Source organism: Micromonospora sp. KC723 (assembly GCF_004348595.1).
In the GTDB taxonomy this organism is placed as follows: Bacteria; Actinomycetota; Actinomycetes; order Mycobacteriales; family Micromonosporaceae; genus Micromonospora.
In genome coordinates this window covers 18,451-41,181 of the sequence record NZ_SMKD01000040.1, presented here as the reverse complement: position 1 = coordinate 41,181, position 22,731 = coordinate 18,451, and the positions used below count along the sequence as shown (strand labels likewise).

Below are 22,731 nucleotides of genomic sequence, written 5' to 3'. Positions count from 1 at the left end.
GGGGTGGGCTCCTCCGGGGGAGGCGGGCCGTCCGGCGGCGTGACATCGACGGGGATCGGCGCCCCGACCCAGCCCTCGCCGTCCCACCACCGCCGGGTGGTCGGTTCGGCGGGGTCGACGTACCAGCCTGGCTGCACACTCACGGGGCAACCTTAACGACGACCGTACGGGCGAACTTGTCGTGGAGGCACTGCTGCCAGGGCTTGTCCCAGAGCTGCCAGAGCCCGTCGAGGTAGCTGAAGCCCGGAATGAGCCCGCCACCCTGGTGGGCGAGCCAGCGCTTCGCCAGCACCCGGCGGGTGAGCGGGGCGGCCGGGTCGAACGGCACGATCTTGAGCTTCAGCACGCGCTTGCCGACGGTCTGGCCGGTTTTCAGCGCCAACTCCACCTGGTAGACGTAGGAGAGCGCGAAGATCACCGCGAACAGCCCGACCTCCAGCGCCAGCAGCGGCAGCAGGAGGTCGGTGATCGGGTTCGCGGCGGGGGTGCCGTCCGGGGCGGTCGCGGCCAGGTCGGGCACCATCGCCGCCACGAGCAGGAGGACCGCGGGAATGGCGAGGACCGCGGAGACCCCACCCACGATCACCGCGTCGACGAGGTAGGCCAGCAGCCGGTCACCGAAGCCGGCCAGCGGCTGCCCGTTCGGAGCGAGGGCCGGCGGGAGCATCGGACGCGGCGGATAGGCGTACCCGGGTGGCGGAGCCCAGCCCGGCGGGGCGTACTGCGGCGGGACCGCGTACCCCTGGGGGACTGGACCGGCGGGCGGCGCGAAGCCACCGGCGGCGGGCGGCTGCCCACCGGCCGGTGGCGTCGGGTACGTCGGAGGCTGGGTCACGCCCGACAGTCTTACAGGTTGCCGCGCTTCTCCTGTTCCCGCTCGATGGCCTCGAAGAGCGCCTTGAAGTTGCCCTTGCCGAAACCGAGCGAGCCGTGTCGCTCGATGAGCTCGAAGAAAACGGTCGGACGGTCCTGCACCGGCTTGGTGAAGATCTGGAGCAGGTAGCCGTCCTCGTCCCGGTCGACGAGGATCCTGCGGGCCTTCAGCTCCTCGATCGGCACCCGCACCACGCCGATGCGGGCGCGCAACTCGGGGTCGTCGTAGTACGAGTCCGGGGTGTGCAGAAAGTCCACACCGGCCGCCCGCATGGCGTCGACGCTGGCCAGGATGTCGTTGGTGGCCACGGCGATGTGCTGCGCGCCCGGCCCCTGGTAGAACTCCAGGTACTCGTCGATCTGCGACCTCTTGCGGGCGATCGCCGGCTCGTTGAGCGGGAACTTCACCTTGCGGGTGCCGTTGGCGACGACCTTGCTCATCAGCGCGGAGTAGTCGGTGGCGATGTCGTCGCCGATGAACTCGGCCATGTTGGAGAAGCCCATGACCCGCTTGTAGAAGTCCACCCACTCGTCCATCCGGCCGAGTTCGACGTTGCCGACGACGTGGTCGACCGCCTGGAAGAACCGCTTCGGCTGGAGGCCGGCGTCGATCATCGGCTGCCGGTCCACGATCGGGGCACGGGCGACGAAACCGGGCAGGAACGGGCCGCGGTAGCGGGACCGGTCGACCAGGGTGTGCCGGGTGTCGCCGTACGCGGCGATGGCGGCCAGCCGGACGGTGCCGTGCTCGTCGGCGACGTCGTGCGGCTCGATGAGGCCGGTCGCGCCCTGACCGACGGCGTGCGCGTACGCGGCGTCGACGTCCGGCACCTCCAGCGCGATGTCGCGGACCCCGTCGCTGTGCTTGGCGACGTGGTCGGCGCCCTCGGCGTCGGGGCGGACCGCGCCGGTCAGCACGAACCGGGCGGAGCCGCTGGTCAGCACGTACTGGGCGTGGTCCCGGTAGCCCTGCTCCGGCCCCCGGTAGGCGACACAGGTCATGCCGAACGCCGTGGAGTAGTAGTGCGCGGCCTGTTTGGCGTTGCCCACCAGGAAGTGCACGTGGTCGAGGCCCTTGACCGGGAACGGGTCGTGGCTGATGTCGTGGTCGACGGCGCCGACGAGCTGGTCGATGTCGACGTCGTCGGTCGGTCGGTCGATCGCCTGGGTCATGGTGGTCTCCCTCGCGTACCGGCCGGCCTCGTGGGCCGCCGTTCCTGCGCTCTTCCGGGGACTATCACCGCCCCGCCCGGACTGGGCAACTGTCACCAGTTCCGCTGGTCAGCTTGCACATTCGGTAGAGTGCCGACGCATGAACGCTGGGCAGGGTGCACAGCTCGACGAACTCGATGCCAGATTGATCCAGTTGCTCACCGAGGAGCCGCGGATCGGGGTGCTGGAGTGTTCCCGCCGACTCGGCGTGGCCCGGGGCACCGCCCAGGCCCGGCTGGACAAGCTCGTCGGGCGCGGGGTGATCGGCGGGTTCGGGCCGGAGGTCTCCCCGGCCGCGATCGGCTTCGCGGTGACCAGCTTCGTCACCCTGGAGATCAGCCAGCGACACGGGCACGACCCGGTCACCGCCCACCTGGCCGCCATCCCCGAGGTGCTGGAGGCGCACACCATCACCGGGGCCAGCGACCTGCTCTGCCGGATCGTGGCGCGCTCCAACGCCGACCTGCAACGGGTGATCGACCAGATCGTCTCGTACGAGGGCATCCGCCGCGCCTCCACCATCATCGCCCTCGCCGAGCAGATCCCATACCGCACCCTTCCGCTGGTCCGTTCCGCCGCGCGGGGCTGAGTCCCCGAGGCAGAAAGGACGGCGACACTCCGGCCGACAAGGCCAGGGATGCGGTGACCATCGCTACGGTGTGCGGTGTGTCGAAGCTCGGCGTGCGTGGGTGGCTGCTGCTCGGGCTCGTCACCGTGGTCGTTCTCGCCGCCACGAACGTCTGGAACCCGTTCCCCGCCGTGTGGGAGTGGCTCGGCACCCGCAAGCCGATCTCCGAGCCGGACGTGGTCTGGCAGCAGCGCGTCGGCGGCACCCCGAAGAGTGTCACCATCGCCGGGGACACGGTGGTGGTCGAGCAGCGGACCCGGATCGAGGCGCGCAGCCTGGCCACCGGGACGCAGCTGTGGGAGCGCAAGGCCGACTGGGCGGCGGTGGCCGGCGGCGACCGCGACTCGGTCGTCGCCGTGGGCAAGCTCCTGGTGAAGGGGTACGAGCTGCTCGACCCCGCCACCGGGGTGGTGCGCCGGCGCGACGACGACGCGGTGGCGGTCTGGACGTACCGGAACCTGCTGCTCGACGCGCGTTGCGTCGAGGCGACCGACTGCACCCTCTCCGCCTGGGATCCGCGCGGCACCGCACCGCTGTGGACGGCGTTCCTGCCCGGCGTCAGCAGCGGCCTCTTCGCCGACAACCCGAACCTGCTGGGTACCCGGCGGCTCAGCGCGCTGCGGATCGACGCCGGGGTGGCCGGCCCCGAGCCCGCGCCGCCGCTGCTCGGCTTCCCGGTGGACGGCCGGGTGCACGTGGTGGACACCGCCAGCGGTCGGGTGGTGCAGGACCTCGAACCCGGTCGGGACGAGCGGCTGGCGGTGGTCGGCGGCCGGCTGCTGCGGATCACCGCCGTGTCCCGCGACGGTTCCTGCCAGTACGCGGTCTCCGCCCGAGACGTGGCCACCGGCGAGGAGGTGTGGCGGCGGGCAGGGGTGAACCTGCGGACCGCCGACAGCGTCGGCTGCGTCCAGCGGGAGGATCCGCAGGGTGCCCGGAACGTGTTGATCGGCACCGCCGCGGACGGCCGGGAGGCGGTCCTCGACGGGTACGACGGCAGGGGGCTGCTGGTCGCCGCCGAGGGGGAGCGGCTGCTCGCCGTCGACGACCGGTACGCGCTGGTGCGTGCCGCCGACAAGAGGTCGGTTGTCGGCCGCCAGCTCGGCGTGAGCCGGGCGCGGTGGACCCGCCCGGCGAGCGACCGGGCCGGTGCGGCCCTCACCCCGTACGCGGCGGTGCTCACCGGGGAGAAACCGAACCGGCTGATCGCGCTCGACCCGCGGACCGGCCGGGAGCTGGTGGTGTTGCGCAGCAGCGCGGAGGTGCTCGCGGTCGGGTCCGGCGGGATGGTCATCGGCGAGGGCCGGGAGATCGGCTACGTCCGCTTCGGCACCGGCACCGGCACCGGCACCGGCGGGCCGCCGGCGTCCCGCCCGGACGGCGGGGACGCCCCCGTGCCCGGCGGCCGGACCCCGGGTGCGCCGGACAGTTGCGGACCGAAACGGGAACTCTGCGCCGACGGCTGAGCGTGTCCCGTCCTCCCGGTGGAAGCGCTGTCCCACGACCCACCCCGGCGGGTGTCACCGATCGACCGGTCTGCCCTAGGCTTTCCCGTCATGAGCAGTGCCGCCGCGTTCTCCTACGCCCCCTTGCTGCCGACCGGCCCCGACCAGACGGAGTACCGGCTGGTCACCGACGAGGGCGTCGATGTCGTCAACGGCCCGGGGGGCCGCCGGTTCCTGACCGTGGAGCCGGCCGCGCTGACCGCGTTGACCGCCGAGGCCATGCACGACATCGCCCACTTCCTGCGCCCCGCGCACCTGGCCCAACTGCGGTCGATCATCGACGACCCGGCCGCCTCGCCGAACGACCGGTTCGTCGCGCTGGACCTGCTGCGCAACGCGAACATCGCCGCCGGCGGCGTGCTGCCGATGTGCCAGGACACCGGCACCGCGATCGTGATGGGCAAGCGCGGCCGGCACGTGCTCACCGACGGCAGCGACGCCGAGGCGGTCTCGCGCGGCGTGTGGCAGGCGTACACCCGGCTCAACCTGCGCTACTCGCAGCTCGCTCCGTTGACCATGTGGGAGGAGCGCAACACCGGCAGCAACCTGCCGGCCCAGGTGGAGCTCTACGCCGAGGACCCGGACGGCCACCCGGACGCTTACAAGTTCCTGTTCATGGCCAAGGGCGGCGGCTCGGCCAACAAGTCGTACCTCTACCAGGAGACCAAGGCGCTGTTGAACCCGACGCGGATGATGCAGTTCCTGGAGGAGAAACTGCGGCTCATCGGCACCTCGGCCTGCCCGCCGTACCACCTGGCCGTCGTCATCGGCGGCACCTCCGCGGAGTACGCCCTGAAGACCGCGAAGTACGCCTCCGCGAAGTACCTCGACAGCCTGCCCACCTCCGGCTCGATGACCGCCCACGGCTTCCGTGACCTGGAGTTGGAGGCGGAGGTGCTGGAGCTGACCCGCAACTTCGGCATCGGCGCGCAGTTCGGCGGCCGGTACTTCTGCCACGACGTGCGGGTGGTCCGGCTGCCCCGGCACGGCGCTTCCTGCCCGGTGGCGATCGCGGTGTCCTGCTCGGCGGACCGGCAGGCGGTCGCCAAGATCACCCCGTCGGGGGTCTGGCTGGAGCGGCTCGAGACCGACCCGGCGCGCTACCTGCCCGACGTCACCGAGGAGACGTTGGACGCCGACACGGTCGTCAAGGTCGACCTGAACCGGCCGATGGCCGAGATCCGCGCCGAGCTGTCGAAGTACCCGGTGAAGACCCGGCTGTCGCTGACCGGCCCGCTGGTCGTCGCCCGGGACATTGCGCACGCGAAGATCGCCGAGCGGCTGGACGCCGGTGAGCCCATGCCGCAGTACCTGCGCGACCACGCCGTGTACTACGCGGGCCCGGCGAAGACCCCCGAGGGGTACGCCTCGGGCTCGTTCGGCCCCACCACCGCCGGTCGGATGGACGCGTACGTGGAGAAGTTCCAGGCGGCCGGCGGCTCGCTGGTGATGCTGGCCAAGGGCAACCGCTCCGCCCAGGTCACCCGCTCCTGCGATCAGCACGGCGGCTTCTACCTCGGCTCGATCGGCGGCCCCGCCGCCCGGCTGGCGCAGGACTGCATCCGCCACGTCGAGGTGCTCGAGTACCCCGAGCTGGGCATGGAGGCGGTCTGGAAGATCGAGGTGGAGGACTTCCCCGCCTTCATCGTGGTCGACGACAAGGGCAACGACTTCTTCGCCGAGGTCACCAAGCCGGTGCTCACCGTCGGCCGGCGGTAGGACTTCGGACGGCTCTCCGAACGGGCCGGACGGGAAGCTTCTCCGGCCCGCTCATGGGCAGTTCTTCCAGAATGCCCGGCCAGGCGCATGGATCACCAGGCCTCCTGGCCTCCGTCGGTCAGGAACCGCTGGATCGTCTCGGCGTATCCGGTGGGAATGTGGCCCGTGTCGGGCAGCAGGGTGACGGCAGCGTCGGGACGCAGGTGACGCAGCCGGCGGACGGTGTGGTGGGTGTCCAGGATCCGATCCTTCGCTCCAGCAACGACCAGCAACGGCGCATCAAGGTGGCGCAGTTGCTCATCGGTGAAGACCGGCAGCCGCTCGCGTCGCATCCGGTAGTGCATCAGAATGAGCAGCAGGTAGTCGGCGAAGTCTCGGTGAAGGGCCGCCTCGGCACCCGACACCTTCGACGTGGGGGCGGGACCGAGCACGAAGCGGTAAGCCGCACGCCGACCCCTTCTGCCGAAGGGCACGAGGAAGAGCGAGGCGATGAGCGCGCCGTGCTTCTGACGCCCGATCCCAGCGGGTACGAGCAGCGCGAGCCGCGCAACGCGCTCCGGTCGGCGTACGGCGTAGTCGAGCGCCAGCCACCCGCCCAGCGACGCGCCCACGAACGCCGTCCGCGTGACCCCAAGCCCGTCAAGCACGTCATCGAGCCACTCGGCGTATGCATCCGACTCCAGCGACGGTCGAGATGGGGCGCTGAGACCGGGCTCGCCGATCACATCGACGGCGTATACCCGATGCGACCGGGCCCAATCTGCGACATCGCTCAACCAGGCCGCCGAATTGAACCCGCCACCGTGCAGCAGCACCACCGGCGGTGCGTCGAGCGGGCCGCAGGAAACGACGAAGGTGTCACCCTGGCGGGTGGACAGCAACGACTCCGTCGAGGACACGGGCCAGGCGTGCAGGAATGCGCGGTAACGCTCCTCCACCGCGCGGCGTCCACTCTCGGATCGGTAGATCGAAGTCATGGCGTCGGCTTCGTGAACGACCCGATGGGGCTGACCCGCTTCCCACGTGGTCGGCCCCGCCGGGGGCGGCACGCCGCACGGTCCGCCCCTGCTGGTGCGCCGGGCAGGGAGGTCCCCTCGTCAGCGGAGTCGACCGCCTTCACCCTCATGGTTACCTATCATGCCCAACACCCCTCCCAGACCGACAAGGCTTTTAGCCCCGATAGGGAAGGTTGCGGCACAGGGATCCAAGAGGTGGCGGGTGGGATGTCGCCGGGGTTCTCCTGTGGATGGCGGATCGGAGCCGGGTTACCGCTCTGCTTGCCGCCCATCCGCTTTCTGCCGGCTTTCGAGCGAGTAGCCTCGGGGCGCGGCAGGATGGTACGCGTGACGACTCCAGAGGCAGCGGGTTACCGGATCGAACGCGACTCGATGGGCGAGGTGGAGGTGCCCGCCGAGGCGCTGTGGCGGGCGCAGACCCAGCGCGCGGTGCAGAACTTCCCGATCTCGGGCCGGGGCATCGAACCGGCGCAGATCAAGGCGCTGGCCCAGATCAAGGGTGCGGCGGCCCAGGTGAACGGCGAGCTGGGGGTGATCGACGCGGACGTCGCCGCCGCGATCGCGACCGCCGCCGCGCACGTGGCCGACGGCGGGTACGACGACCAGTTCCCGGTCGACGTCTTCCAGACCGGGTCCGGCACCTCGTCCAACATGAACACCAACGAGGTGATCGCCACCCTGGCCGGCCGGGAGCTGGGTCGGGAGGTGCACCCGAACGACGACGTCAACGCCTCGCAGTCCAGCAACGACGTCTTCCCTTCCTCCATCCACCTGGCCGCCACCCAGTTCGTGGTGGAGGACCTGATCCCCTCGCTCAAGCACCTGGCCGGGGCGCTGGAGGAAAAGGCGGCCGAGTTCGAGACGGTGGTCAAGGCGGGGCGTACCCACCTGATGGACGCCACCCCGGTCACCCTCGGCCAGGAGTTCGGCGGCTACGCGGCCCAGATCCGGTACGGGGTGGAGCGACTGGAGTCGACGCTGCCCCGGCTGGCCGAGCTGCCGCTCGGTGGCACGGCCGTGGGCACCGGCATCAACACCCCGTTCGGGTTCGCCGCCCGGGTGATCGAGAAGCTGCGGGAGTCCACCGGGCTGCCGTTGACCGAGGCCCGCAACCACTTCGAGGCGCAGGGCGCCCGGGACGCGCTGGTGGAGACCTCCGGCCAACTGCGCACCATCGCGGTCGGGTTGTACAAGATGGCCAACGACATCCGCTGGATGGGTTCCGGCCCCCGCGCCGGCCTGCGCGAGCTGCGTATCCCCGACCTCCAGCCCGGCTCGTCGATCATGCCCGGCAAGGTGAACCCGGTGGTCGCCGAGGCGATGCGCCAGGTCTGCGCGCAGGTGATCGGCAACGACGCCACGATCGCGTTCGCCGGCTCGCAGGGCGACTTCGAGCTGAACGTCATGCTTCCGGTGATGGGCCGCAACCTGCTGGAGTCGATCAAGCTGCTCGCCGCGTCCAGCCGGCTCTTCGCCGACCGGCTGGTGGTCGGCCTGGTCGCGGACGCCGAGGTCTGCCTGGCGTACGCCGAGGGCTCGCCGTCCATCGTCACCCCGCTCAACCGCCACCTCGGGTACGACGAGGCCGCCTCGATCGCCAAGGAGGCGCTGGCGAGGCAGGTCTCGATCCGTGAGGTGGTGATCTCCCGGGGCCACGTCGACTCCGGCAGGCTCACCGAGGAGCAACTCGACGAGGCCCTCGACCTGCTCCGCATGACCCACCCCTGATCTGGCGTACCCGCCCTGGGGCCGCGCGCCCCGGGGGCCGCCCGCACGTTGCGGCAACCCGCGGTGTCCGGGTGGCCGGTGACCCCGCTTGCCGCAGTCGGCGCGGGTCATCGGTCGTCCGGGCCGGTACGCAGGCGGGGCACCCACGCGAGGAAGCGCCGGAAGAGGGTCGCCGGGTCGGGGCCGTCGTGCGGGTTGAGCCGGTACAGGTCTTCGGCGGCGTCGTGCAGCATCGCGCAGAGGTAGACGCTGAGCGCTACCCGGTCGTGCGCGTACTCGGCCACCAGCGTGAGGCGGGCCGTGGCGCAGGGCCATGGCGCGGCACAGCACCGGCAGAGCCAGATGGGACGCAACGGCAGGTGCGGACGCGGCTGGTCGACGCCGGCCGCTGGCCGTCCGGGCTGCTCGGGCGGCTGCGGCGGCCTACGTGCTGCTCGACGGCTGGGCCCCGCACTCACCAGCGCCCGCCGTTGGCCCGCCACTTCTGGGCCGGGGTGAGCCAGCCGGCACGCCCCACCGTCGGGGTACGCCACCGTGGCGTCGGCCCAGGGTGGACGGTGCGGAGTGGGCGGAACGACGACCGGTTCGGTCGGCACGGGGGCGTACCGGTCGGGGCACCTGCGCCACCGCAGCCCGCACGAGCACCACAGGCGGAAGACGCGCCAGGTCCGGCGGTGCCGGGGCGCGAGGCAGCCGCCAGGTGGCGTGGTGGGCCGCGTAGAGCGCCGCCGGGTCGCCGGGGCAACCGACCTCGGTCATCACCCGGGCCAGGCTCTCGGGTGCGCTGTCGCGCAGCAGCCGGAACGGCGGGCCCTCCGCGACTGTGGCGAACTCGCGCATCCATGCCGCCGCGACAGCTTCGGGGGTGACCGGTGTCGTGGCGTCGGCCGCCACCTGGGCGGCGATCGCGGCCACGAGGGCGTCGTCGTCCTCCACGACGGTGCCGTGGAAGTCGAGTAACAGGCCCCTGACCACGGCCGTAGCGTAGACCGGATAACCCGTCGACCGGCCGTCCGGCTGTCGCCATGATTCGGAGCATGAGCGGAGAGGTGCTGCTGGAGACGGAGCGGCTGCGGCTGCGCCGGTTCACCACCGACGACGTGGACAACCTGGTCGGGTTGGACGCCGACCCGGAGGTCATGCGCTTCCTGACCGGTGGCGAACCGACCCCGCCGGAGAAGGTGCGCGATGAGCATCTGCCGCGCATCCTCGCCGGGTACGACCGGCGGCCCGGCCTGGGCCGGTGGGTGGCGGAGGACCGGTCGACCGGTGAGTTCCTGGGCTGGTTCGCGCTCGACCCGTCCGACGACGGCGTCGAGGCGGAGCTGGGTTACCGGTTGCGCCGCGAGGCGTGGGGGCGGGGCCTGGCCACCGAGGGCTCCCGGGCTCTGCTGCGGCACGCCTTCGAGACGGTGGGTGTCGGTCGGGTGTGGGCGGAGACGATGGCGGTCAACGCGGGGTCCCGGGCTGTGATGGAGCGGGTGGGCCTGCGGTACGTGCGCACGTTCCATCTGCACTTCACCGACCCGATTCCGGGCACCGAGCACGGTGAGGTGGAGTACGAGCTGCTCAGGAGCGAGTGGCCGCCTTCCGCGCCCGGTACGCGGTGACCGCCGCGCGGTTGCCGCAGCCGGCCTCGCAGAACCGGCGGGACCGGTTCTTCGACAGGTCGACCAGCACGTTGTCACAGTCGGCGTGAGCGCAGATCCCGAGTCGGGCCAGCTCGCCACCGCGTACCAGGTCAGCGATAGCCATCGCCGCCTCGACCGCCATCCGGGTGGCCAGCGGCGCGTCCCGGGGCACGGCGTGCACGTGGTACGGCTCGTCGTCGTGCCGGATGAGCTGGGGCAGCGCGTGGGACTCTCGCAGCAGCGCGTTGACGATGGCGACGACCTCGTCGGTGTCGGCGTACCAGATCCGGCGCAGCCGGGGGCGCAGCGCGCGGACCGCGTCGAGTTCGGCATCGGTGCGTTCGTGCCGGCCGGTCCAGCCGTACGCGACGACGAACCGGTCGAGGGCGGCGATGTCCGGCAGCCCTTCGCCGTCCCGACCGCCGGTGTTGACCAGCGCGGTGGCGGTGATCAGCCCACACTCGGTGTCATGAGCGAAAAGCAACTTGACTCCTGTCTCGGTAACCCGTTAGCGTCACCAGCATAAACGCACTTTGCTCATGACGCCGAGTTGGTGGGGAGAACCCGATGCAGCAACGAACCGCCGGTGCCGGGCTCGGTCTGGCTCTGCTGTCGGCAGTCACCTTCGCCACCTCGGGTACCTTCGCCCGCTCCCTCATCGAAGCCGGTTGGTCCGCCGAGGCCGTGGTGGTCGCCCGGGTCGGCATCGCGGCCCTGGTGCTCGCCGTGCCGGCCGTGCTGGCGCTGCGTGGCAGGGGACATGTGCTGCGTCGCACCCTCGGCCAGGTGGGCGTCTTCGGGCTGCTCGGCGTGGCCACCGCCCAGGCCTGCTTCTTCAACGCCGTGCGGTACCTGCCGGTCGGCGTCGCCCTGTTGCTGGAGTATCTCGGCATCGTCCTCGTCGTGGCCTGGATGTGGCTGGTGCACCGGCAGCGCCCCCAGCGGCTCACCGTGATCGGCTCGGTCGCGGCGCTGGCCGGGCTCGCCTTCGTCCTCGACCTGACCGGCACCGGTCGCCTCCACCCGGTCGGCGTGCTCTGGGGCCTCGGCGCGGCGGTCGGCCTGGCCGGGTACTTCGTGCTCGCCGCCCGCGTCGACGACGAACTGCCCTCGGTCACCATGGCCAGCCTCGGCATGGCGATCGGAGCGACCGCGCTGGCGCTGCTCGGCCTGGTCGGGATACTGCCGCTGCGGGCCACCTTCGGGCCCGTCGACTTCGCGGGGCAGCACACCAGCTGGCTCGTCCCGATCGCCGGATTGTCGCTGATCGCGGCGGTGGTCGCGTACCTCACCGGGATCGCCGCGACGCGGATCCTCGGTGCCCGACTGTCGTCGTTCGTGGGGCTGACCGAGGTGATGTTCGCGGTGCTCATCGCCTGGCTGGTGCTGGGTGAGCTGCCGTCCGTGGTGCAACTGGCCGGTGGCGCGCTGATCGTCGCCGGAGTGGCGCTGGTCCGCCTCGACGAGCTGCGTGGGGTGGCCACCCCACCGGCGCAGAGCCGTGCCGACGAACCCGCCCTGACGGGAACGGCACCGCCTACGCCGCGGTGACCGGCCGCGCCGCCGGCTCGGGGAGTGCCCCGGCCCGGCGGCGCGCGATCCGATTCCGATTCCCGCAGGTCGCGGCCTCCGGAGCCGAGCCGACGGGGCGAGCAGCGGGATCGGTGGGTGGTGGGTGAGGCGGGTTGGGTCAGGAGAGGGCGGCGGCGATGGCGGTGGCGGCGGCGGTGACCTGGGGGCCGACCGCGTCGACGTCCAGCGGGGCCAGCGCGACCACGCCGACGCTGGCCTCCAGCCCGGGCACCCCGAGCACCGGGGCAGCCACCCCGTACGCCCCGGACTGGAGTTCTCCGGCGGTGCTCACCGGGCGGGCGTCGCCTGACCTGCCGGCGAGGATGGCCCGCCCTGCGGCACCCCGCGCCAACGGGTGCCGCGTCCCCGTCCGGTACGCGACGTGGAACGACGTCCAGCTCGGTTCCACCACGGCCAGGGCCACTCCCTCACCGCCCTCGACCACGGTCATGTGCGCGGTGGCACCGGCCTGTTCGGCCAGCCGGCGCAGCGCGGGCAGCGCCCCCTCGGCGAGCAGTGGCTGGGCGCGGCGGGCCAGGTGCAGCACGCCGGCGCCGAGGCGCAGCCGGCCGTCGCCGTTCCGGCGGACCATGCCGTGCCCGGAAAGCGCCCCCACCAGCCGGTAGACAGCCGCGCGACCGATGCCCAGCCGGTGCGCCGCCTCGGTGACGGTCAGCCCGGCGGGTGTGTCGGCGACCAGGTGCAACAGGCGCAGCCCCCGGTCGAGGGTCTGCGCCGTCTCCGCGCCGCGGCGCGCCTCGTCGGCCGGCCCTGCCGTCCTGGCGTCGTGGCGTGCGCCGCCCGCCCGTCCCTTCTCCACAGCAGGCAGCGTACGGCCCGGCTCCGGGCGACCCGGGGAAGCGGGGACGGCTACCCTTGTACGGTGACGCTACGCCTGTATGACACCGCCACCCGATCGGTGCGGGACTTCGTCCCGCGGGAAGCCGGCAAGGTGGGGATCTACCTGTGTGGTGTCACTCTCCAGGCCCCGCCGCACATCGGCCATCTTCGGTCCGGTGTCAACTACGACGTGCTGCGCCGCTGGCTGATCGTCGCCGGCTACGAGGTGCGGTTCATTCGCAACGTCACCGACATCGACGACAAGATCCTGGTCAAGGCGCAGGAGCAGGGCCGGCCGTTCTGGTCCATCGCCTACGCCAACGAGCTGGTCCTGGCCGGGGCGTACCGAGCGCTGAACGTGCTGCCTCCGACGTACGAGCCGCGCGCCACCGGGCACATCCCGGAGATGCACGAGCTGATCGCCCGGTTGATCGCCGACGGGCACGCCTACCCGGCCACCGACGGCTCCGGTGACGTCTACTTCGACGTGGGCTCCTGGTCGGCGTACGGTGCGCTGTCCGGGCAGTCGCCCGACGACATGCAGTCCGCCGGGGACGCCCCCGACCGGGGCAAGCGCGACCCGCGTGACTTCGCGCTCTGGAAGGGCGCCAAGCCGGACGAGCCGGCCGACGCCTACTGGCCGTCGCCGTGGGGGCGCGGCCGTCCCGGCTGGCACATCGAGTGCTCGGCGATGTGCTGGCGTTACCTGGGGCCGGAGTTCGACATCCACGGCGGCGGGCTCGACCTGATCTTCCCGCACCACGAGAACGAGCTCGCCCAGTCTCAGGCCGCGGGCCTGCCGTTCGCCCGGTACTGGGTGCACCACGGCCTGCTCAGCATCGGCGGCGCGAAGATGGGCAAGTCGCTGGGCAACGCTCTCGACCTGGCGTACGTGGATTCGCTCGGGGTGCGCCCGGTGGAGCTGCGCTACTACTACGCCGCCGCGCACTACCGTTCCCGGATCGACTACTCCGAGGACGCGCTGCGTGAGGCGGCGGTGGCGTACCGGCGGGTCGAGGGCTTCGTGCAGCGCGCCGCGGAGCGGGTCGGCGCGGGGACGCCCGGTGAGCTGCCGGCCGGCTTCGTCGCGGCGATGGAGGACGACCTCAACACCTCCGCCGCGCTGGCCGTGTTGCACGAGACCGTCCGGGACGGCAACACGGCGCTGACCGGCGGCGACGATGTGACTGTCCGCACCACCCTCGCCTCCACCCGGGCCATGCTGGATATCCTCGGCGTCGACCCCCTGGATCCGGCCTGGACGGGCGGCGGATGCGCGGACGACCTGCGCGGCGTGGTGGATTCCCTGATCGCGCTGGCCCTGGAGCAGCGCGCGCAGGCCCGCAGCCGCAAGGACTGGGCTGCCGCCGACGCCGTACGCGACCAGCTCAAGCAGGCCGGCGTGATGGTGGAGGACACCCCCCAGGGGCCCCGTTGGACTATTGGAGAGCAGGACTGATGGCCGGCAACTCGCAGCGCCGTGGCCGGCGACTGACGCCGAAGGCGGGTGCCCCGAAGGGCTCCGGCGGCAAGAACAAGGACGCCCTCGCGGGCCGGGGTCGCACCCTGCCCGCCGACGAACGGCCCTGGCACAAGGCGTACTCGGGCACCGAGAAGCTGCCCCAGCGCACCGCCTGGAAGCAGGACAAGGAACGGCGCGCGGCGGCCGAGGAGGGGCGTCCCCCCAAGATCGGCCAGCCGGGCACCAAGGACACCACCTGGGGCAGGGGCGCCCGTGCCGGCGCCCCGTTCAAGGGCGGCGCGGGCGGTCGCGGCGGCAAGCCGGCCGGCCGGGGCGGCCCCCGGGTCGCGCCGGGGCGCAAGTCCAACCCGGCCAAGGACAGCCCGGAGCTGCTGGTCGGCCGTAACCCGGTGCTGGAGTCGCTGCGCGCGCAGGTGCCGGCGACCGCGTTGTACACCGCGCAGGGCATCGACGTCGACGACCGGGTCAACGAGATCGTCCGGACCGCCGCGGACCGGGGCATCGCCATCCTGGAGATCAGCCGGGCCGAGCTGGACCGGATGACCGGCGGCGTCCTGCACCAGGGCGTCGGCCTCCAGGTGCCGCCCTTCGCGTACCAGCCGTTCGAGGACCTGGTCGCCGCCGCCCTGGAACAGTCCGCCCCGCTGCTGGTCGCGCTGGACGGGGTGACCGACCCGCGCAACCTGGGCGCCGTGATCCGGTCCGCCGCCGCCTTCGGCGCGCAGGGGGTCTTCGTACCGGAACGGCGCGCTGCCGGGATCACCGCGACCGCCTGGCGGACGAGTGCCGGCGCGGCGGCGCGGGTGCCGGTCGCCCAGGTCACCAACATGACCCGGTCGCTGAAGGCCTGCCAGGAGGCCGGCTTCATCGTGGTCGGCCTGGACGCCGACGGCGAGACCGACCTGTACGACCTGGAGGCCGCCGTCGGCCCGCTGGTCGTCGTGGTCGGCTCCGAGGGGCGCGGGTTGTCCCGACTTGTCGGGGAGACCTGCGACCTGACGGTCCGCATCCCGATGGTGTCCGACGTCGAGTCGCTCAACGCCAGCGTCGCCGCCGCGGTGACCCTGGCCGAGGTGGCCCGCCGCCGCGCCGCGGAGGTCTGAGCACGTACGCGGCAGGGGCGGTCCGCCGTAGCGGACCGCCCCTGCTGTCGTACGTCAGATCCGCTTGCCGGTGGCGGCGTGGAACACGTGGGTACGGCCGGCGCGGGGCTTGACGAACACGGTGTCACCCATGTTCGGCATGGTGCGGCGGTCGGTACGGACCACGAAGCGCTCGTTGTGGCCCTCCAGCGCGGCGTGGCCGTAGACGTTGGCGTCCGAGCCGAGGTCCTCGACCAGCTCCACCACGACCGGCATGCCGCCCTCGGTCGGGCTGACCAGGTCGCAGTCCTCCGGACGGAAGCCGACGGTCACCTTGCCGTCGCCGCCCTCGGCGCGGGCGGCCTCGGACTGCTCACGGGTCAGCGGGATGAGCAGCTCGGCGAACGCCGCACCCCCCTCGGCCAGTGGCACGGTCTTGATGTTCATGGCGGGGGAACCCATGAAGCCGGCGACGAACACGTTGGCCGGGGTGTCGTAGAGGGAACGCGGGGTGTCCACCTGCTGGAGGACGCCGTCGAGCATGACCGCCACCCGGTGACCCATGGTCATGGCCTCGACCTGGTCGTGGGTGACGTAGACGGTGGTGATGCCGAGCTTCGCCTGCAGCGAGGCGATCTGGGTACGGGTCTGCACCCGGAGCTTGGCGTCGAGGTTCGACAGCGGCTCGTCCATGAGGAAGACCTGCGGCTCCCGGACGATCGCCCGGCCCATGGCGACCCGCTGGCGCTGACCACCGGAGAGTGCCTTCGGCTTACGGTGGAGGTAATCCTCCAGCTGGAGCAGCCCGGCCGCCTCCTTCACCCGCCGGTCGATCTCGGCCTTCGGGGTCTTGCGCAGCTTCAGCGCGAACGCCATGTTCTCGTACACCGACATGTGCGGGTAGAGGGCGTAGTTCTGGAAGACCATCGCGATGTCGCGGGCCTTCGGCGGCAGGTGGGTGACGTCCCGGTCGTCGATGTAGATCGCGCCGTCGTCGACGTCCTCCAGCCCGGCGAGCATCCGGAGGCTGGTGGACTTACCGCAACCCGACGGGCCGACCAGGACGAGGAACTCCCCGTCGCCGATCTGGAGGTCGAGCTGGTTGACCGCGGGGCGTTCGGTGCCGGGGTAGATCCGGGACGCCTTCGCGTAGGTGACCGTAGCCATGCTGGTGCGCTTCCTTTCACCGGCAGGAACGTGCCGGACGATCCGAGTGAAGGAGCCGCCGGCACCGTGCCGGTGCCGGCCCACGGGACGCCACGTTCGCCGAGCGGAGCCGGACAAGGTGTCGTACGTGTCACTGCACGGTAAACGGTCTTTCGCACCCTGCCAAGACGTGGGACAGGGGATGGGACAGCCGGGACGTACATTCCGGTCAGTCAGGCACGCCGAGGCATCAATCCCCTGGACTGTTCGGTCAGCCGAGCGTTCATCCGTTGGTGAACGCGTCGGCAAATTGACGTTTCGCATGCTGGGGACCCCCGCCGAGCGAGGATTTCCCGACGTCAGTCGCTATGCTGACCTCTGCGCACGCGCCCCTGTAGCTCAGCTGGCCAGAGCACTCGCCTTGTAAGCGAGATGTCGCCGGTTCGATCCCGGCCGGGGGCTCCAACTACATCAGGCCTTTCGCGACGGGCGCTGCCGCGAGTCACCGGGTTGACAGCAACGCTGACAGCAACCGGGGTCACGACAGCCGCCCGTCGAGCTTGCTCAGCGCCTGACGCATGGCGTCGAGGTTGGCGTGAGCGTAGACCTTCAGCGTCACCTTGACGTCAGCGTGCCGGGCGATGGCCTGGACGACGTGCGGCGGGACGCCCAGCTCCATCAGCAGCGATACGACGGTGTGCCGCAGGTCGTGCAGCCGGACGCCAGGCAGGCCTGCAGTCTCCCGGAGGCGGGCGAACGAGCGACTGAGGTTGGTGGGCTCCATCGGGGTGCCCCGCTCGGAGGGGAAGACAAGGTCATGGTCCTCCCACGCCTCAGCGAGGGCCGTCCGCTCGGCCTGCTGACGCTCTTGGTGCTCCAGAAGCGTCAGCCAGGTGATCTCGGGCAGCGGCAAGACGGCCTCCGAGTCCTCGGTCTTCGCGTCCAGGACGTGAAGCCGGCCGGCGACTCGCTGAACGGTCTGGTGCACCCGTAGCGTGCCCTCGTCCAGGTCGACATCCGACCAGCGCAGTCCGACCAGCTCACCGCGTCGCAGCCCCATCGTGGCGGCCACGACGTAGAGCGCGTGAAGCCGATGACCGGCTGCGGCGGCCAGGATCTTGCGCACCTGGTCGACGGACAAGCCCTTGCCGACCTTATACCGAGGCGAGGGGACCCGCACCAGCTTCGCCACGTTGCGTGACACCAACTCCTCCCGCATGGCGTGTTGCAGGGCGTTGCGTAGGACCGCGTGCACGAACTGGACTTGACGAGCGCTGGGGTAACCCTGACAGCAGCGACCCACGGAGCAGCACCGCCGGTTGGCCGGACGGATTTTGTCGAGGCCGTTGGTGCAGCAGAGGCACTTGCGGCGGAAGCCGTCCATGAACGCCTTGACGTGCTGCACCTGCAAGCCGTCGAGGCGTTTAGTGCCGAGGGCCGGGACCAGGTGCAGTCGTACAGCGCTCTCGTAGCCGCGCGCAGTGGTCGGCTTCAGGTCACTGACGTATGTGGTGAGCCAGTAGGGCAGGTAGTCGGCCAGTTTCCATGCCCGATCGGGGACGGGGATGCCGCGCTGGGACTGCGCCTTCAGCTCGATGAGCTTGGCGTGTGCCTCGTCCCAGGTCGCGCCGTAGACGAACTTGCGCTTGCGGGTGCCGTCGGTGGTGAGCACGTACGCCTGTCCGACCCACCGGCCGTCACCGGAGCGCTGGTAGATCGAGCCTTCCCCGTTGGGGTTGCGGCGGCCGGTCGACTGTCGTTGCTTGGGCTCTCTGGGCATCAGGCGGCTTCTTCCGTCAGCGTGGCGATGGCCTCGTCGATGGCCGATGCAGGGATGAGACGGCGGCTGCCGACCTTGAAGGAGCGGAGCCGGCCGGAGCGGATGAGGTCGTAGACGAGCGAGCGGCCGATGCCGAGCGCTCGGGCGGCTTCCTCGACGCGCAGCACGCGAGGAGTGATCGAGCTGGAGACGTTCATCGACTGGCCTTCCTCGTGTGCGGGGGCACCGACAAGTGGCGGGGGTGCCGGAGCAGCAAGGGTTCACTATCCAAGGGCGCAGGCCGCGAGCGCGGCGGGTGGATTGGTTGCCGGAACGGCGGCGGCTGTTCGTAGGCGTGCGGTGTCGAGGTCTGTGCGCCAGCGGATGCGGGCGGAGATGGCGCGCAGGAGGCGGTGTTCCAGGGGTGGCACGTCGGGGTCTTCGGGTCGGGCGAGTTCGAACCGGTATCGGTTCGGTCCGTCTGCCTCGTCGGCCGCCTGGTCGTGCTCCTCGGTGTCGGCCATGCCTCCGGCGAGGATCGCCCGCACCCAGGCCCGGTTGTCCGCGCGGTGGTCGGCCAGTGTCTTGCCGGACCACTGCCGGGAAACCAGCACCCGCCGGCCGGTGAAGCCGAGCGTGGAGCGCTGGTGGACCTTCCCGGTACACCGGCCAGGGGTCAAGCCCGCCTTGACCCCGTCCGGCTGGACCCCGTAGAGCAGCCAGTTGGCGCAGGTTGGGGAGCACGGCAGGACAGCGAGTTCCGCGTGGAGGCGGTCGAAGTGTGCCTTCTGCGCGTCGGAGCGGGGCTTGGCTTGGTCGGTGAGGTCTTTGGTGACGTACTTGGTCACGTAGCGGATTGACCGTTCGGCGTCCTTGGTGCCTTGTTCGATGCCTCGGGCGTCGATGCGGCCGAGGCGGGCGACGTAGGCGGGGCGGCTGTCGGGTTCTTCCAGGGCGTCGAGGGCTTCGCCCCAGGTGGGTAGTGGCTGGCGGGTTTTCGGGTCGACGTATGCCTGCTGGTCGACGTCCCAGACCGGGGGCTTGTCGACCGGGTAGACCGGTTCGTCGAAGGGTGGCCACCACACCTGGTGGTAGGTGGCGGCGGCGATTTGCTTGAGTAGCCGGCGCGGAAGCGTGCCACGGATGGCGAAGTGGGCGTGTGGGGCAAGTCGTCGTTGCAGCTCGACCGCGCCCGCGTATTGGACGTTCCAGCCGGCGGCCCGGCGGACGTTCTGCCACCACCGGTCAAGAACCCGCGCGAAGTGGATCGCGTCCAGGGCCGCCCGCCGGTAGTCGTAGCTGGCCGGGTCGACCGGGGTGCCGAGAAGGTCATCGTGAGGGCTGTGCCGTTGTCCGCATTCGCATGGGGCGACGTAGGCGCCGCGCCGCAGGTGGGAGTGAACCGGCCCGTGCGAACCCAGAGTGAGTGTGACGAGCATGGACGGCCGGTGCGTCTTGCCCGCCTTGCCCGAGTAGGCGCGACCCACAGTGCGCGAATCGACCGGCAGCCGGGGCAGGTCCGGGGAGTCCTGCCGTCGCCTGGTGGACCGCTTGCGCCGGGGCCGCTCGTCGCGGTCTTTGGGGGTGAGGTGGCCGCGCAGGCTGGTTTCGGCGAGGGCTTCGTCCAGCTCGGCGATCGCGGCGTCCACGTCAGCGATCTGCGAGGCTCGCTCGTCGGGGGTCATCGGCTGGTAGTGCAGTGCTTCCCGTTCGAACTCCAGGTGCGCCCGCACGCGGACGAGAGCGAGCACCTCCTCACCCGGCTTGTCGGGCCGGACGGCGGGTTCGTCAGCGAGGTGCCAGCCTTCCCGGATCTGCTGGATACGCAGCCGCCGGCCCCGCTCGGCGCAGGGCTTGCACTTGACGGCGAGGGTCGCGCCGCAGGGCACCTCGACGACCTCGGTGAGGCCGGTGGCGGTGTCGGTGCGGCGCAGGGCCAGGGGGCGGACGCAGACGCCGTGTTGCTCGGCGAGCTGTTTGAGCGCGTCCTTCGCGAGGGGCTTGCGCATCCGGTCCGCCCGCGATCCCGGGCGAGGCTGCTCGACGGCCGGCGTTGTGGTGGGGATGAGTTCCAGTTGGTTCACCGGTCACGCTCCCCGCCGAAGACGCTGCCGTTGCGGGGTGCGAACGCCGCCGCTGGCACGGGCACCAGTCCCGGCCGCCGCTCCACCGGCATCGGTGGGACCGGGCGAAGGGCCGGCCGAGGCTGCTCGTTGGTGGCCTCCAGGGCGACGCTTACCGCCTGGCCCTCGTTGATGTCCGCCGACGCCTGGTCGTCCACGGGGTCGGCTCCGGGCGGCACGTTGCCCCAGCCGTCGGCGTCTGCTGGCTTGTCGACAGGCACCGCGGCCGAGGAGGCGGGGGTGGTGGAGAAGACGAGTTTGGACAGTCCGAGGAACGCCAGAGCGGGCACGGCTGAGAGCAGCCATCCGGACAGGCCGGGTTTGGCGACGGCGAGTTGCGCCGCCAGGGACAGCGCGACGGCGCAGACGAGCAGGAACATCGGGTACCCGATCGGCCCGCCGGTGCGGCGACGCCGCCGGATGGTCAGCAGCGCCGCGAGGGGCAGGAGTTCGGAGATGGCAGCGTTGGCCCAGCCGAACCAGTCCCCCGTACCGGCCGGTGAGTTGGCCATGGTCCAGTCGTGGACGTGGGTGAACGACGCCGCCCCGGCGAGCCCGCCGACGGTCAGGACGATGAGCACCAGGACCACGCCCTCCACCCGGTCTGCGTTCGTGTTGGTCTTCACTCGGTCACCTCCTGCTGGTCGGTGTCGTCGAGTCGCCGGTAGGTGCGGCCGAGGTGGCGGATGTCGTCGTCGGTGAGGTAGGCGAAGCGGACCCGGACGGGTTCGCGGACGCCGTCGAGGACGACGAACCCGACGCCGGGCGAGGATTCGGGGATGCGGTCGCACAGCGCGCCTCGGTCGCGGGCGGCGTCGCCGAGGACCATGTCCACCTGCTCCGGTTCGGTCAGTCGCAGCCCGATGCGGGTGGGGAACAGGTCCCGAAACGGCAGCACGTCTTTGCGTGGGTCCTGCAACGCCGCCACCACATGCACCCCCACCGCACGCCCCTGCGACAGCAGCAGCCCCAGGGATTCCTTGATCCGGTCACGGACCTTCCGATCCGTGATGTAGGCGGTCAGCGCGGCCAGCTCATCGACCACCAGGACGATCAGCGGCTCGTCGACGGTCGGGACGTGTTGGCGGGTGACCCCACGCAGGCGGGCGGCGCGCAGCCGCATGCGTTTGACGGCTTCGTCCAGGACGCCGGCCATGCTGTCGGGGTCGTCGTAGGCGAACCGGGTGAACAGCGGCACCCCGGCCGCCAACTCCATCCCGCCCTTCGGGTCGAACGCCCACAGCTCCACCAACCCCGACCGCACACCACCGGCCAGAGACCGGATCAGCGACCACAACACCGATCCCTTGCCCGAGCCCGTCGCCCCCGCGATCAGCACATGCGACCCGGCAAGCCGCAGCCGATACGGCTGCCCGTGCTCATCGACGCCGAGGGCGAGCCCGTCCAGGTCCGGCACTTCGGCCACCGGAAGCGGCGCCACAACACCGGCCAGAGGGTCACGGCGCACGAACCGCAGCACCACCCGATCTGGCCGGGCCGCCGAACGGGCCTGCCCGGTGCGGAGGCGGAACGCGTAGGCGAGGCGTTCCGCGGCCTGCCCCCAGTCGTCCGGGATCTGCCCCGGCAGCATCCGGACCGTCACCTCGTCGCCGAACCGGTCACAGCGCACCTTGAGCAGTCGTGGCACGTAGCGGTCACCGGCGAAGACGGTCGCCAGCCCGCACGTGGACATGACCGACGCCCACCGCCGCCGATACACCACCGCAGCGCGGACCCGGGCAACGATCGGGTACCAGCCGAACCGCAGCCACGACCTCGGGTGCCACCGCCACCAACTCAGGCACGCGGCGAGGAGGCCGAGCGTCACAGCGGCCAGGACCAGGTTGCCGAACTCGGCCCGGATCCACAGGGCAACGACGGTCGGGGCGGAGATCCACCAATAGCGGACCGCTAGCACGGTCACCCTGAACATGCCTCGGGCCAGCCACCAGAACACCAGCAGCCAGCCTGGAACCCGCCACGCCGGCAGGCGCACGTTCATCGGCGCGACGGGGATCTTGTCCCCCGGAATGATGTTGATCAGAGGCACAGGTCACCGCCCTGACCACGACGGCCACGGCCGAGAGTGGCGATGCAGGTCCGGCACGACATGCGGCGCGCATCGAACCGGCGCGGCTTCACCCACCGCCGGCACCGAGGGCAGCGGATCGCACACACCCGGGCCGGAGCCGGCGGCAACCGCAGCGCCGACCGAACGGCCGCCTGCACCTCCCGGTAGGCATTTCGAAGACCGGTCAGACGGCCACGAGAGAGGACGGCCACCGCGCCGACCAGCAGCGGCACGACAGCGATCAGGGCAGGGTGAACTACCGTGGGCATCACGCCCTCCTTCATCAGGTGAGGGATGGGAGAGCGCGGGGACGGGCCGGGACTCTTGGCGGGGAAACGACCCG

22 protein-coding genes and 1 tRNA gene are annotated in these 22,731 nt (G+C 71.4%); 9 read left to right on the top strand and 14 right to left on the bottom strand.

The features are described from left to right. The 3 genes from E1165_RS12020 to hppD all read right to left on the bottom strand — a co-directional run. Positions 1–143: DUF2510 domain-containing protein (locus E1165_RS12020; RefSeq protein WP_132390777.1), on the bottom strand; the 143-nt coding region annotated here is incomplete at its 3' end. Continuing rightward, a complete protein-coding gene (locus tag E1165_RS12015) occupies positions 140–835 on the bottom strand; it encodes an RDD family protein (RefSeq protein ID WP_132390775.1) in 696 nt (231 codons plus the stop codon). The genes E1165_RS12015 and E1165_RS12020, both read right to left, overlap by 4 nt. 11 nt (positions 836–846) lie before the next feature. Beyond that, positions 847–2,046, bottom strand: a complete 1,200-nt coding sequence (gene hppD / locus E1165_RS12010; protein ID WP_132390773.1) for a 4-hydroxyphenylpyruvate dioxygenase — start codon at positions 2,044–2,046, stop codon at positions 847–849. Positions 2,047–2,185: 139 nt separating this feature from the next. On the opposite strand from hppD, the gene E1165_RS12005 reads away from it, so the two are divergent. From E1165_RS12005 to E1165_RS11995, 3 genes are all read left to right on the top strand, one after another. Further along, the gene (locus E1165_RS12005) at positions 2,186–2,674 is read left to right on the top strand and encodes an Lrp/AsnC family transcriptional regulator (protein WP_132390771.1); all 489 of its coding nucleotides are present in this window, start codon (positions 2,186–2,188) and stop codon (positions 2,672–2,674) included. A gap of 104 nt (positions 2,675–2,778) precedes the next feature. Continuing rightward, positions 2,779–4,179, top strand: coding sequence for a PQQ-binding-like beta-propeller repeat protein (locus E1165_RS12000; RefSeq protein ID WP_132390785.1), 1,401 nt, complete (start codon positions 2,779–2,781; stop codon positions 4,177–4,179). Between the two features lie 90 nt (positions 4,180–4,269). After that, positions 4,270–5,937 (top strand): fumarate hydratase, encoded by a 1,668-nt coding sequence (locus E1165_RS11995; protein ID WP_132390769.1) that lies wholly within the window; start codon positions 4,270–4,272, stop codon positions 5,935–5,937. A gap of 92 nt (positions 5,938–6,029) precedes the next feature. Here E1165_RS11995 and E1165_RS11990 read toward each other — a convergent pair whose 3' ends face one another. Next, positions 6,030–6,914 carry an alpha/beta fold hydrolase gene (locus E1165_RS11990; protein ID WP_132390767.1) on the bottom strand — a complete coding sequence of 295 codons (885 nt, stop codon included), beginning with the start codon at positions 6,912–6,914 and terminating at the stop codon, positions 6,030–6,032. Positions 6,915–7,271: 357 nt separating this feature from the next. On the opposite strand from E1165_RS11990, the gene E1165_RS11985 reads away from it, so the two are divergent. Beyond that, positions 7,272–8,681 carry a class II fumarate hydratase gene (locus tag E1165_RS11985; protein ID WP_207916844.1) on the top strand — a complete coding sequence of 470 codons (1,410 nt, stop codon included), beginning with the start codon at positions 7,272–7,274 and terminating at the stop codon, positions 8,679–8,681. Positions 8,682–8,788: 107 nt separating this feature from the next. Here E1165_RS11985 and E1165_RS11980 read toward each other — a convergent pair whose 3' ends face one another. Beyond that, positions 8,789–9,040, bottom strand: coding sequence for a hypothetical protein (locus tag E1165_RS11980; RefSeq protein WP_132390783.1), 252 nt, complete (start codon positions 9,038–9,040; stop codon positions 8,789–8,791). Between the two features lie 64 nt (positions 9,041–9,104). Next, on the bottom strand, positions 9,105–9,656 hold the full coding sequence (locus tag E1165_RS11975) for a hypothetical protein (RefSeq protein WP_132390763.1): 552 nt from the start codon (positions 9,654–9,656) through the stop codon (positions 9,105–9,107). A 62-nt stretch (positions 9,657–9,718) separates the two neighbouring features. Between E1165_RS11975 and E1165_RS11970 the strand changes: the two genes are divergently transcribed. Then, positions 9,719–10,291, top strand: a complete 573-nt coding sequence (locus E1165_RS11970; protein ID WP_132390761.1) for a GNAT family N-acetyltransferase — start codon at positions 9,719–9,721, stop codon at positions 10,289–10,291. Here E1165_RS11970 and E1165_RS11965 read toward each other — a convergent pair. Then, on the bottom strand, positions 10,251–10,796 hold the full coding sequence (locus E1165_RS11965; protein ID WP_132390759.1) for a CGNR zinc finger domain-containing protein: 546 nt from the start codon (positions 10,794–10,796) through the stop codon (positions 10,251–10,253). The two genes, E1165_RS11970 and E1165_RS11965, sit on opposite strands and share 41 nt — an antisense overlap. Positions 10,797–10,879: 83 nt before the next feature. On the opposite strand from E1165_RS11965, the gene E1165_RS11960 reads away from it, so the two are divergent. Continuing rightward, a complete protein-coding gene (locus tag E1165_RS11960) occupies positions 10,880–11,863 on the top strand; it encodes a DMT family transporter (protein ID WP_132390757.1) in 984 nt (327 codons plus the stop codon). A 139-nt stretch (positions 11,864–12,002) separates the two neighbouring features. Here E1165_RS11960 and E1165_RS11950 read toward each other — a convergent pair whose 3' ends face one another. Then, positions 12,003–12,704: an IclR family transcriptional regulator gene (locus E1165_RS11950; RefSeq protein ID WP_371687332.1), complete on the bottom strand. Its 702-nt coding sequence runs from the start codon at positions 12,702–12,704 to the stop codon at positions 12,003–12,005. A 63-nt stretch (positions 12,705–12,767) separates the two neighbouring features. Here E1165_RS11950 and cysS point away from each other — a divergent pair, with 63 nt between their 5' ends. Both cysS and rlmB read left to right on the top strand, forming a co-directional pair. Further along, positions 12,768–14,183: a cysteine--tRNA ligase gene (gene cysS, locus E1165_RS11945; protein ID WP_132390753.1), complete on the top strand. Its 1,416-nt coding sequence runs from the start codon at positions 12,768–12,770 to the stop codon at positions 14,181–14,183. Then, positions 14,183–15,310 carry a 23S rRNA (guanosine(2251)-2'-O)-methyltransferase RlmB gene (gene rlmB, locus E1165_RS11940; RefSeq protein WP_132390751.1) on the top strand — a complete coding sequence of 376 codons (1,128 nt, stop codon included), beginning with the start codon at positions 14,183–14,185 and terminating at the stop codon, positions 15,308–15,310. The genes cysS and rlmB overlap by 1 nt, the downstream gene beginning before the upstream one ends. A gap of 54 nt (positions 15,311–15,364) precedes the next feature. On the opposite strand, the gene E1165_RS11935 is transcribed toward rlmB, so the two are convergent. Next, a complete protein-coding gene (locus tag E1165_RS11935) occupies positions 15,365–16,456 on the bottom strand; it encodes an ABC transporter ATP-binding protein (RefSeq protein WP_132390749.1) in 1,092 nt (363 codons plus the stop codon). 367 nt (positions 16,457–16,823) lie between these two features. Between E1165_RS11935 and E1165_RS11930 the strand changes: the two genes are divergently transcribed. Continuing rightward, positions 16,824–16,900, top strand: a tRNA-Thr gene (locus tag E1165_RS11930). A gap of 73 nt (positions 16,901–16,973) precedes the next feature. Here the strand turns inward: E1165_RS11930 and E1165_RS11925 are convergent. The 5 genes from E1165_RS11925 to E1165_RS11905 all read right to left on the bottom strand — a co-directional run bounded on the left by E1165_RS11925 (position 16,974) and on the right by E1165_RS11905 (position 22,367). After that, positions 16,974–18,215: a site-specific integrase gene (locus tag E1165_RS11925; RefSeq protein ID WP_132390747.1), complete on the bottom strand. Its 1,242-nt coding sequence runs from the start codon at positions 18,213–18,215 to the stop codon at positions 16,974–16,976. Then, entirely contained in the window at positions 18,215–18,412 is a 198-nt protein-coding gene (locus E1165_RS11920; RefSeq protein WP_132390745.1) for an excisionase family DNA-binding protein, read from the bottom strand. Before E1165_RS11920 ends, E1165_RS11925 begins: the two co-directional genes overlap by 1 nt. A gap of 66 nt (positions 18,413–18,478) precedes the next feature. Further along, on the bottom strand, positions 18,479–20,278 hold the full coding sequence (locus E1165_RS11915) for a replication initiator (RefSeq protein ID WP_132390743.1): 1,800 nt from the start codon (positions 20,276–20,278) through the stop codon (positions 18,479–18,481). Beyond that, positions 20,275–20,943, bottom strand: a complete 669-nt coding sequence (locus E1165_RS11910; protein WP_132390741.1) for a DUF2637 domain-containing protein — start codon at positions 20,941–20,943, stop codon at positions 20,275–20,277. The genes E1165_RS11915 and E1165_RS11910 overlap by 4 nt, the downstream gene beginning before the upstream one ends. Then, complete coding sequence (locus E1165_RS11905; RefSeq protein ID WP_132390739.1) at positions 20,940–22,367, bottom strand: FtsK/SpoIIIE domain-containing protein; 1,428 nt, start codon at positions 22,365–22,367, stop codon at positions 20,940–20,942. Before E1165_RS11905 ends, E1165_RS11910 begins: the two co-directional genes overlap by 4 nt. Positions 22,368–22,731: the final 364 nt, after the last annotated feature.